Here is a 10,572-nt window from a genome sequence, read left to right as displayed (position 1 = left end):
GCGCCCAGCTAAGGATCGTCGACCCCGACGGCAACCGCTGCACCGCGTTCGCGACCAACACCCGCCGCGGACAGCTCGCCGACCTGGAACTACGTCACCGCCGCCGGGCCCGCTGCGAGGACCGTATCCGCGCCGCCAAGGACACCGGCCTGACCAACCTGCCCCTGCACGACTTCGCCCAGAACCAGATCTGGTGCGCCGTCGTGGCGCTGGCCCTGGACCTGCTCGCCTGGACCCAGACCCTCGCCCTGGCCGGCCACACCGCACGCCGCTGGGAACCGAAACGCCTACGGCACAGGCTGTTCACCATCGCCGGACGCGTCGCCCACCACGCCCGGAACACCGTGGTGCACCTCGCCGCCCACCATCCCTGGGCAGCGCTGGCCGTCCAGGCCYTGACCGTCCTGCGCGCGCTACCCGATCCCGGATAGCCACCCGGACCTGYCCTCGCCCCGACGACCCGCACCAYCCCCGGCCGTGGACCGGCGCCCCAGCCCACGCGACAGCGGGCCACCCCGTCACACCCCGACGRCACAACTCAACATCAAAAACGGGGCAGGGTGACCCGACAAGCCGACCCAGCCACCCGGCGAAAGATCGAGGCTAGTGAGGCGCAGCCACGGCGGCGGGGCAGCCGTACCTCACCGAAATTCCCGGAGGATGCCTCGGCTTTCAGGCCGGGGAGGAATCTGGTTTCCCGCGCAGCGGGGCGTTGGTAGGCGATTCGCCGTCAGGCGGACCGCCGTTCGAGGGAACGGCGCTCAAGGTGAATCATTTCGCGGTTGAGGGTGTGTGTTTCCTTTCGTGGTCTCGATGAGGCGGGTGTGCGGTTTGTTTGGGGATAGCTGTTAGGGTGTGGTCGTGTCCCGGTTCCGGTTGTATCCCGATGCGGCGGAGGAAGAAGCTCTGCTGGTGCACTGCGGGCATGCCCGGTATGTGTGGAACCTCGCCTGCGAGCAGGGGTCGTGGTGGAATCCGCGCCGTGGGCCCGCTCCCGGCTACGTGGAGCAGAACCGGCAGCTCACCGACGCGCGGGGAGACAATCCGTGGYTGGCGGCAGGCAGTGTGATCGTGCAGCAGCAGGCACTGCGGGACTATACGACGGCGATGGCCCACTTTTTTCGTGGTTCGCGTCGGCGGCCGTCGTTTCGTAGGCGGGGCCGGGCCGAGGGTTTCCGGATCGTTGCGGTGAAGCCCGCCGATGTGCGGCGGGTCAACGGCCGCTGGTCGCAGGTACGGGTACCCAAGGTCGGGTGGGTGCGGTTCCGCCGGTCCCGCCCCGTGCCGGCGGCGCGGTCGTACCGGGTGACACAGGATCGGGTGGGTCGCTGGCATGTGGCCTTCGCCGCGGTCCCCGACCCGATTCCCGTTCCCGACACCGGTGGGGTGGTCGGGGTGGACCGTGGAGTCGCGGTGTCGGCGGCGCTGTCGACCGGGGAGCTGCTGTCCTGCCCGGGGCTGAGGCCGAAGGAAACCGAACGGCTCCGCCGGCTGCAACGGCGTTTCGCCCGGTCCAGGCGCGGGTCGAACCGACGGGCCCGGTTGCGGGCCCGGATCGCCCGGGTGAGGACGCGGGAGGCCGACCGGCGTAAGGACTGGGTGGAGAAGACCAGCACCGATCTTGCCCGCCGTTTCGTGCTGATCCGGGTGGAGGACCTGCGGATCGGGGCGATGACCCGCTCCGCGCGTGGTACCCCGGCCGCACCGGGGCGGAACGTGGCGCAGAAAGCCGGCCTGAATCGGGGCATCCTGGCTCAGGGATGGGGTCTGCTCGTCAGACGTGTGGAACAGAAGGCACCTGGCCGGGTCGAGCGGGTCCCGGCCGCGTTTACCAGTCAGCGTTGTTTCGCCTGTGGGTATGTCGTCGCCGGGTCGCGTGAGAGCCAAGCGCGGTTCTGTTGTGTCGCCTGCGGGTATCAGAGCAACGCCGATGTGAATGCTGCATGTAACATCGCCGAGGGACGCCGGTGAACGTGCGGGGAGGCAGCCCGGTGGGGCTCCTGTGAACCGCGAACCTCAACTACACGAACCAGCTTTTGTGTCGTTGGAATCTCCCGCCTTCAGGCGGGAGAGGACGTCAAATGTAGAACGCTATCCCGATCGCAAAGCCGATCACCGTGCCGGCGATCGCCACGAACGTCGCCTTCTTCCCGCGGCTGCTGTGCTTGCTCCAGGCCACCGCACCGCACACGATGCCGGCGATTCCGGCGAGCGGGAAAAGCAGACCGAGCGCACCCAGGACGAATCCCAGAATCCACAGCGTGCGCACACCGGACGTCTCACCGACCGGGGTCGGGCCGTACGGATACGGCGCGCGGCCGTACTGGGCCTGGTCCTGCCCGCCTTCCGGGTACGGCATATAACCGGCCTGGTCAGCCGGAGCCTGCGGGTACGTTTCATGCGGGGCCGGGCCACCGGTGCCGGGCCCGGCGTGACCCGCGGGGTTCTGGCCGGCCTCGTTCGGCGGCAGGTAGGGATTGTCGCCCGTGACCTGAGGATCTCCGGTGCGGTGCACCGGCGTCGGCTTCGTCATTGCGACTCCGTTTCTCGACTCGTCCGTTCTCTGTCGGTTCCTGTCGGTTCCTGCCGGCTCGGGCTGACGTGATCGATCGTCGCAACGCTTCTACCCGCTTTACCGCCGTACTCACCCACGAACATGCATCCGTGGAAGATGTCCGCCGCGCCGCACCGTGCCGCTGTGTGTCTGTGCTGCTCAGGGCCCAGCGGTCCAGAGGGCGGCATGGGTGCCTCCCGACGGGAGGCTGCCGCTGCCGCCGATCGTGCCCGTCGCACTGATGGCGGCCGGTGTGGCGTCCGGGCCGCCGAGGGCGGCCAGCGGGGTGAGCTTCCCGGCGTGCCACAGGAAGCCGCGGGTCAGATACGGGCTGCCCGGGCCGGTCGAACCCGTGGCCGTGGCGATGACCTGCCCCCGGTTGTTGACGTCGACCGCCTCGGCGGCGAGGCCGGTGAGGCCGAGTGGGGTGATCGGCCGGCCGGCCGACCAGACGAAGGCGTCCTGCTGGCCTCCCGCGTCGGTCGACGTCCCGGTGACCAGGCCCAGGTCGTTCAGGGCCGTCGCCCGGGAGTAGTCCCCGCCCGGTGTTCCCAGATCGGTCATCGTGCCGGCGCTCCAGAAGAAGGCGTGAGTCCGCCCGTCGGCGCGGACGCTCTGCCCGACCACCTGGCCGCGCGCGTTGAGGGCGGTGACCTGCGTCGAGTCGCCGCCGAGCGACCCGAGGTCGGTGACCCGGCCGTCGGCCCACAGGAACCCGCTTGGCATGCCGTAGACGGGGCCTCCCTCGCCGGTCCTGGTGCCGGCGACCTGCCCGGACTCGTTCACGTGCAGGCTCGCGTTGGCCAGGCTGGGGACCACGCCGAGATCGCGGGCCGTACGCCCGTCGGAACCGGACAGGTAGGCCCGGACGACCGGCTCCGGTCCGTCGAGCTCGGCGGAGATGGCCACCACCTGCCCACGGTCGTTGATGTCGGCCGGGATGACCGTGTCCCCGGGAACGGGCAGCAGGGTCGCTGTTCCGCGTTCCCAGCGGACGGCGACCGGTGCTCCGGAGGCGGACTGCCCATGCCCGATGACCTGGCCGCGGTTGTTCAGGCCGATCGGCTCGATCGGTCGTCCGTCATAGGTCAGCGGCGTGAGACGGCCGCGGGCCCACAGATACGAGGGGGAATCCGGGCCGGTCGAGACGAGTGCCTGGCCGACGTCGTTGACAGCGACCACACGGCTGCCGCCGGCCCACTGCGGGGTGAGATCCCGCGCGGTCAGGGGGACGGCCGGTGGGCCGCCGGCGGCCTCGGTCGGTGCGGCGAGCAGAACCACCGTGGCGGCGGCGAGAAAGGAAACGGCCACGCGGATCCGACGGCGGATCGACACGGGCGACGGTGCTGCAGGCATCGGCCTGGTGACCCCTCGTCGGCGTGGATACTACGGGCGCCCCCGGCCCGGCCGTTTCATCACCGCCCGGCTGTGGCACCGTCGCTATTTGTTGGGGAAATTCTCCTGTCTCGGTCACCGCTTTGCGTCGTCCTTAGTGGGTGAGGATATTTCCGTAGGTCGACGGCGTCAACGGTCGACCCGCAAAACAAAGCTACTGGTTGAGTCGTCGGTGTGCGTGCTAAAAAGCACGCGAGATGACATTGGGCGACCGCCAGACATGTCCTGGTGTCGCCGGAGCAGGATCACCGAAAACTGGAGAGTGGCATGTCCGAGGTGTCGTCAGACTTATCCGGGACCGCCGGCCAGAAATCCTCCGCCGGGTTGAGCCGACGGACGTTCATCGGCGCCGCGGGCGCCGGCGCGGCCGCGTTCGGCGGCCTCGTGGCCGGTGCCTCACCGGCGCGTGCGGTGACGAACACCGAGGTGAACGCCCGGGCCGTGGTCGTCGGCACCGGCTTCGGCGGTGGCGTGACCGCGCTGCGCCTCGCCAGGGCCGGGGTGCCGACCCTCGTTCTCGAGCGGGGGCTGCGCTGGCCCACCGGGCCGAACGCGAACACCTTCGCCACGGTCGCGAACCTCGACAACCGGTCGGCCTGGCTCTCCCCGAAACCACCGCTGCCGAGCCTGGCGAGCCTCGTTCCGGGCGCAGACCAGACCTGGCCCCTCTACACCGGGGTCATCGAGGTCATCGAGGGCAACAACATGACCGTCAACTGCGGCGCCTGCGTCGGTGGCGGTTCGGTCATGTACCACGGCATGACCCTGCAGCCCACCAGGTCCGACTTCAACCGGTCGATGCCGCTGGCAGCCGGCATGTACGACGAGCTCAACGCCACGTGGTACCCCACCGTGGCGTCGATGCTCGGAATCTCCACCGTTCCCGACGACATCCTCAACGCGGACCCGTACACCTCCTCCAGAATCTTCCTGGACGTCGCGCCCCGGACCGGCCTGCGGACGTTCRAGGTGCCGCTGCCCGTCGACTGGAACTTCGTCCGCGGCGAGCTCGACGGCACCTACAAGAAGGCCTACACCAACAGCGACATCGCCTTCGGCGTGAACAACGGAGGAAAGCACTCGATCGACGTCACCTATCTCRCCGCCGCGGAGGCCACCGGCAAGGTGACCGTACAGACGCTGCACATCGTGCGGGACGTCTCCCTCGGCGCCAACGGCAAATGGGTCCTGTCCGTCGACCGTATCGACACTGCCGGCAACGTCCAGGAACACAAGACCATCACCACCGACGCGGTCTTCCTGAACGCCGGCTCGCCCGGAWCGACCCGGCTGCTCGTCAAGGCGAAAGCCAAGAACCTCATCCCGAACCTGCCGGACTCCATCGGCACCCAGTGGGGCAACAACGGTGACCGCATCTACGAGTGGATCGGGATGCTGCGCAACCCGGGCGCCACCCAGGGCGGCCCAGCCTGCGTCGGCGCCACCGACCCCGTCAGCCCGATTCCGCTCCGGATCATCCACGCCGGTGCGCCACCCCTGATCGCCGGCATCCAGCGACTGATGACCGTCGTCGGCTTCGGCATCGTTCCCCCTGTCGGCACCYGGACCTACGACGCGGCCAAGGACGACGCCGTCCTGAACTGGCCGATCGGCGCCGACGCCGCCCTCCAGGCCCTGATCGCGGCGCGGATGGCCGGGCTGGCCCTGGCCGGCGGTGGAATCATGATCGACACGAACCTGACCGAGAACTCGACCTGGCATGCCCTCGGTGGCGTCCCCATGGGATCAGCCACCGACCTCTACGGGCGCGTGYGCGGCCACCGCGGACTGTACGTGCTCGACGGTGCGCGCATCCCCGGCTCGACCGGCGCCTGCAACCCGTCCATGACCATCGCCGCGCTGGCCGAGCACAGCATGGCCAGAATCGTTCCCCAGGACGTGGGCACCGTCTTCTGACGAGCCCCTGACCGGCCGCTCGTGCGACGCCGGGGCTGGCCGGCCAGCCGCATCGCCGGCTGGCCGGCTGGCCCGGGCACCCGCGGGCTCCCGCTTTGTCTTCAAGTGATGTCATCGTATGCTGACATTGCTTGACGACAAAGATCGGGAGGCGCGGTGCGTGGGAGACGGGGCATCGTCCAGGCGGCGCCGGCCAGGTCAGGCCTACCGGACCAGGCGAGCCCGGGCCTCCTGCTCGGCGTCCTCGTCTACTGCGGACTCGTGATCGCGGTCATCGGGACGCTCGGCACGCCGCTGATCCCGACGATCGCGACCGACCTGCACGTCTCGCTCGCGGACGCCCAGTGGCTGCTCACCCTGACGCTGCTGATCGGGGCCGCCACCACCCCGCTGATCGGGCGGCTCGGCGACGGGCCACACCGGCGCACCGTGCTGCTGGCCGGCCTGGGGGCTGTGGGAGCGGGCTCCGTCCTCGCGGCCACCGCGGCGAGCTTCGTGCAGCTGCTCGTCGGGCGGGGCCTGATGGGCATCGGCATGGGCCTGATGCCGCTGGCGCTGGCGATCGCCCGCGACCTGCTGCCGCCGAGCCGGGTCGGCCCGGGGATCGCGGCCCTGTCCATCACGGTCGCGACCGGGGCCGGGCTCGGCTACCCCCTCACCGGTCTGATCGCGGACACGTTCGACTACCACGCGGGGTTCTGGATGGCGGCCGGACTGGCGGGCGCGGCGATGGCGTCGGTGGTCGCCGTCGTGCCGGGGCGGGCGAGCGCCCGGCCCGCACCCGGGCGGGTCGACCTGCGCGGCGCGTTGCTGTTCGCCGCCGCGCTCAGCCCGCTGCTGCTCGCGTTGAGCGAGGGACGGGCCTGGGGCTGGACGTCGCCGAGGGTGGTTTCGCTCCTCGTGGTCGGCGCCGCCTGCGGGGTCGGCTGGGCCCTGGTCGAGCTGCGGACGGCGAACCCGCTGGTCGAGCTGAGGTACCTCAGGGCCCGGCCGGTGCTCGTGGCCGACGTGTGCGCGGCGCTCGCCGGCTTCGGCATGTTCAACGCGATGACCCTGATCAACCGGCTCGCGCAGGCCCCGACGTCGACCGGCTACGGCTTCGGGGCGTCGCCCGCGGTGCTCGGCCTGGTGATCCTGCCCCTGTCCGCGGGAACAGTGCTGGCCAGCCGCTGGTCGCGCTGGCTGGGGCCACGCACCGGAGGTGGCCGGGGACTGCTGGTGACCGGTCTGCTCGCGGTGGCCCTCGCCCAGTTCGGCCTTGCCGTCCGCCACGACCACCTCGTCGAGCTGGGCGCGGCCACGTTCCTGTTCGGGGTCGGCATCGGGCTTGCCTTCGCGGCGATGCCCGCGCTCATCATCGGATCCGTCCCACCGCAGGAGACGGGCAGCGCCACGAGCTTCAACCAGGTCCTGCGGACGGCTGGCGGCTCGGTGGGCAGCGCGCTCGGAGCGGCCATGCTCGCCGCGCACACCCCGGCCGGCTCGTCCCAGCCCGGCGAGAGCGGCTACACACTGGCGTTCGGCCTGGCCGGCGGGGTCTGCGCGCTGGCCGTGCTCGCGGCGCTGGCTCTGCCGGCCTCGCCGCGCGACGGCGCGCGCGCCACGGGCCCCGCCACCATCCCCGCTGCCCGGCCGGCCGAGCTGGCGACACCGCGGGAGGAGCCGGTGGGCACCGCCGCCTCCCGACCCACCATGGCGGATGATGTCGAGCCATGAACACCACCCGCCGGCGCGACGCGGCGCGGAGCCGTCAGGCGCTGCTCGCCGCAGCGGCCGACCTGTTCGCCGAGCGCGGCTACGCCGGCACCGCCATCCGGTCGGTCGGCGACCGTGCCGGCGTCGACCCGGCCCTCATCGCCCGGTACTTCGGCGGTAAGGAAGGGCTGTACCAGGCGGTCCTCGCCGCAGATCCGCTCATCGAACAGACCGTTCCGGCTTCCGGCGGCCCGCACAGTGGCGATGAGAACGACGGCGACCCGAACCACGATGGCCCGAACCGCGGCGGCGCGGGCAGCGGCGGCCCGACCACTGACGCCGCGGGCAGCGGCGGCTCCGCCGGCGACGGGCAGGCGGAACCCCCGGCGCGGTCCGCGGCCGGCGCCGCGTCGGCCGCGGACCGCGGGCCGGCCGCGGCGAGCGAGACGCCGGCCGACCCGGCAGCGGCGGTGCGCGCCCTGGTGGGCCGGGCGCTGGACAGGTGGACAGCGAGCGGTGTCAGCGCCGCGGCCCAGAACGTCTTCCGCCGCGAGGTGGACGCCGCCGCACGGGCAGCGACCCGCGAACGGCTCGACACCGTTCGCCTACCGCTGGGCGAGACGGCGGCGGCGCCCGACCCGGAGCTGGCAGCCGAGCTCGCCGTCGCCCTGCTCTTCGGGGTGGGTGTCGCCCGGGACGCCGGAACCCTCACCCGACTCGCCAAGGCTTCCGCTGACGACCTGCGCGAGCCGCTGACCGCCGCTCTCCTCGCCGCGCTGGGGATAACCGAACCGCCCCAGCCCTGACGCAGGCCCTCCGTCAGGCGTCTCGTCCGCGCCTGGATCTCCGTCTGACGCTCCAGGTTCTCGGGTGGACGGGTCGCCGGCGCAGAAGTAGCGTTCCCGACGTTCCGGGCCCTGACCTTCGGGGCCTGGGCCGCGACCATGCGGGAGGGGAACTGCCGTGGCGGATCTTCGGGAGGACAAGGCGCAGATCGCCGAGCTGCTGATCCGGTACGCGACAGGTATCGACCAGCGGGACTGGGCCCTGTTCCGCACGTGCTGGACCGCAGACGTCGAGGCTGACTACGGCACCGTGCAGCACGCCGGTGTCGAGGCGATCACCGAGTACATGACCAGGGCACACGAGAACATGGGCCCGACCCACCACCGCCTGTCGAACGTCGTCGTCGACGTCGAGGGGGACCGGGCCTCGGCGCGTTCCTACGTCCATGCGGTCCTGATGCTGTCGCCGGACGACCCCGGCCGCTGGATCGACGTGATCGGCAACTACACCGACGAGCTCGTCCGGACTCCGGCAGGCTGGCGGATCAGCCGCCGCACCACGCGGATCGCGCGCCTGCTGACGTCCGGCGAGACACCTGTCAGCTGATCGTCGGCAGCCCGGATCGAACAGCCTGGATCAGGCAGCCGGGGTCGTCGTCACACGCACGCCACCCGGTCGCTGCGTCGACCCGGGATCTCTTCCCCCRCCACCTCGCTGGTGCACTGCACAAAGATGAGCAGCACCATTTCAGGCGTTCTGGATCCGCCTACGACGAGCTGGAGACTCTGGCTGTTGCCCGTGTAGGTGATTTTCGTTCTGCCGTCGGAGCCGGCTTCCTGGAAGAACTTGTAACCGGCGCCGGGCAAAGCCTGGCGATAATAGTCGACGGCCGCGGCCGGAGTGATGCCGTCAAGGGTGAGCGTCGCGTCCGTGGGCTTGTTCTTGGAGACGGTGAACGTCACTCCGGGCGGAAACGGAAAATGCTCCGGGACGATGGAGTTCGCCAGTGGGCCCGCGCCGGCGACCGGAGTCGGTGCGGGTGCGGGTGCGGGTGCGAGGGCGGGTGCCGGGGTGGCGAGGTCGGCTGTTGCCGCCGGGGTCGGAAGCAGAGCCGCCGAGCCGCCCGCCAGGGCTGTGGGCAGGTCAGTCACCCATCCAGCCAGCGGAGTGGCGGCCTGGCCGGACGGCCCGGCCGCATCCTGCGCGCTCGGTGACTGGGAGGTGACAGTCGAACCGCTACCGCCGCACGCGGTGGCCAGCAGCATCAGGCCCACCCCGAAGCCCACGGTGAGCGACCGCGACCTTGTTTTCTCGACCCGCACAGATTCCCCCCGAAACCCAGCCGCATGATCTATGTGCGGGCTGTCTCCTGTCAGCAGAGAAGTCCGCCCTTCGTCTCGAGGTGACTGCACGAGAAAAGGGTTCGGACGACGTCCGGGATTCTAGGGGATGATCCCATGATCGAGGGTTTCGGTCGTCGCGGCGCCGGGGTGGCGAGCCCGTTCGGCCGGCCACCGCGGTCCTTTCGTAAGGGCGGGTGCGCGGTCTGTCAGGTGTGCTGCACCAGCGGCAGGAAGATCGTATCGACGATCTCTGTCAGGACCTCGTCGGTGACGGGTGCGAGGTTCATGACGAACTCGTGTCGCAGGAGGTCGAAGGGGAGTGACCGCACGCGGTCGGAAAGACGCTCCAGCCTGATCTCCCCCCGGTCGGCGGCGCGGGCGAACAGGACGTCGAGGGGGTTCTCGCGGCCCGCCGCGACGATTCTGCGGAGGTCGGCGGGGCTGGTGCCGGTCTCCTGGTAGTAGCCGGCGAGGTGGACGCTCATGACGGTGGCGAGCTGGGCGCGGGTGGCGTTGACCTCGCGCATGAGGGCGAGGATGTCGCCCCGAAGGCTCCCGGTGTCGGGGATCACGCGGCGGTCACGTCCGAGGACGTGGGCGATGGTGGCCCGGACGAGTTCGTGCCGGTCGGGCCAGCGCCGGTAGAGGACCGGTCGGCTGGTGCCGGCGCGGTGGGCGACGGCGTCCATGGTGAAGCTGGCGTAGCCGTTCTGCTCCAGTTCCTCCCAGGCCGCGTCGAGCAGCGCTGCCTCCAGCACCGCGCCGCGACGCCGCTCGGACATCTGCCTGGACCTCCCACAGAGTCTTGGATGCGCTTGCGTATCTTATCGTCGCTGCCTAGGCTCGGAGCCGATTAGAAACGTCTCTGTATCTCAGGTGGGT

Annotated in this window: 10 protein-coding genes; 6 read left to right on the top strand and 4 right to left on the bottom strand. The window is 70.8% G+C overall.

Going from position 1 to position 10,572, the window contains the following annotated elements; all coding sequences use genetic code 11:
* Together CC117_RS18070 and CC117_RS18065 are read left to right on the top strand one after the other, a co-directional pair.
* Nucleotides 1-431: transposase (locus CC117_RS18070; protein ID WP_198541898.1), on the top strand; the 431-nt coding region annotated here is incomplete at its 5' end.
* 430 nt (nucleotides 432-861) lie between these two features.
* The gene (locus CC117_RS18065) at nucleotides 862-1,971 is read left to right on the top strand and encodes an RNA-guided endonuclease InsQ/TnpB family protein (protein ID WP_241830220.1); all 1,110 of its coding nucleotides are present in this window, start codon (nucleotides 862-864) and stop codon (nucleotides 1,969-1,971) included.
* A 106-nt stretch (nucleotides 1,972-2,077) separates the two neighbouring features.
* On the opposite strand, the gene CC117_RS18060 is transcribed toward CC117_RS18065, so the two are convergent.
* On the bottom strand, nucleotides 2,078-2,533 hold the full coding sequence (locus tag CC117_RS18060) for a DUF4190 domain-containing protein (RefSeq protein ID WP_071085662.1): 456 nt from the start codon (nucleotides 2,531-2,533) through the stop codon (nucleotides 2,078-2,080).
* Between the two features lie 180 nt (nucleotides 2,534-2,713).
* Nucleotides 2,714-3,865, bottom strand: coding sequence for a hypothetical protein (locus CC117_RS18055; RefSeq protein WP_198541897.1), 1,152 nt, complete (start codon nucleotides 3,863-3,865; stop codon nucleotides 2,714-2,716).
* Nucleotides 3,866-4,216: 351 nt separating this feature from the next.
* Here CC117_RS18055 and CC117_RS18050 point away from each other — a divergent pair, with 351 nt between their 5' ends.
* The 4 genes from CC117_RS18050 to CC117_RS18035 all read left to right on the top strand — a co-directional run bounded on the left by CC117_RS18050 (nucleotide 4,217) and on the right by CC117_RS18035 (nucleotide 8,953).
* Nucleotides 4,217-5,866: a GMC oxidoreductase gene (locus tag CC117_RS18050; RefSeq protein WP_071085660.1), complete on the top strand. Its 1,650-nt coding sequence runs from the start codon at nucleotides 4,217-4,219 to the stop codon at nucleotides 5,864-5,866.
* Between the two features lie 156 nt (nucleotides 5,867-6,022).
* Nucleotides 6,023-7,582, top strand: coding sequence for an MFS transporter (locus CC117_RS18045; RefSeq protein WP_241830219.1), 1,560 nt, complete (start codon nucleotides 6,023-6,025; stop codon nucleotides 7,580-7,582).
* The gene (locus CC117_RS18040) at nucleotides 7,579-8,367 is read left to right on the top strand and encodes a helix-turn-helix domain-containing protein (RefSeq protein ID WP_071085659.1); all 789 of its coding nucleotides are present in this window, start codon (nucleotides 7,579-7,581) and stop codon (nucleotides 8,365-8,367) included. The genes CC117_RS18045 and CC117_RS18040 overlap by 4 nt, the downstream gene beginning before the upstream one ends.
* 157 nt (nucleotides 8,368-8,524) lie before the next feature.
* On the top strand, nucleotides 8,525-8,953 hold the full coding sequence (locus CC117_RS18035) for a nuclear transport factor 2 family protein (RefSeq protein ID WP_071085657.1): 429 nt from the start codon (nucleotides 8,525-8,527) through the stop codon (nucleotides 8,951-8,953).
* Between the two features lie 50 nt (nucleotides 8,954-9,003).
* Here CC117_RS18035 and CC117_RS18030 read toward each other — a convergent pair whose 3' ends face one another.
* Complete coding sequence (locus CC117_RS18030; protein ID WP_241830218.1) at nucleotides 9,004-9,612, bottom strand: hypothetical protein; 609 nt, start codon at nucleotides 9,610-9,612, stop codon at nucleotides 9,004-9,006.
* Nucleotides 9,613-9,896: 284 nt separating this feature from the next.
* The gene (locus tag CC117_RS18025; protein WP_071085653.1) at nucleotides 9,897-10,472 is read right to left on the bottom strand and encodes a TetR/AcrR family transcriptional regulator; all 576 of its coding nucleotides are present in this window, start codon (nucleotides 10,470-10,472) and stop codon (nucleotides 9,897-9,899) included.
* Nucleotides 10,473-10,572 lie beyond the last annotated feature (100 nt).

The sequence above is a fragment of the Parafrankia colletiae genome, from assembly GCF_001854655.1.
Taxonomy (GTDB): domain Bacteria; phylum Actinomycetota; class Actinomycetes; order Frankiales; family Frankiaceae; genus Parafrankia; species Parafrankia colletiae.
Note: the sequence above shows the minus strand (reverse complement) of the source record. Positions and strands in the feature narration are given on the sequence as shown.

Bases quoted from the DNA above. Each gene is read 5' to 3' on its own strand.
- CC117_RS18060 (WP_071085662.1), bottom strand. From the start codon at position 2,533: ATGACGAAGCCGACGCCGGTGCACCGCACCGGAGATCCTCAGGTCACG.
- CC117_RS18040 (WP_071085659.1), top strand. From the start codon at position 7,579: ATGAACACCACCCGCCGGCGCGACGCGGCGCGGAGCCGTCAGGCGCTG.
- CC117_RS18025 (WP_071085653.1), bottom strand. From the start codon at position 10,472: ATGTCCGAGCGGCGTCGCGGCGCGGTGCTGGAGGCAGCGCTGCTCGAC.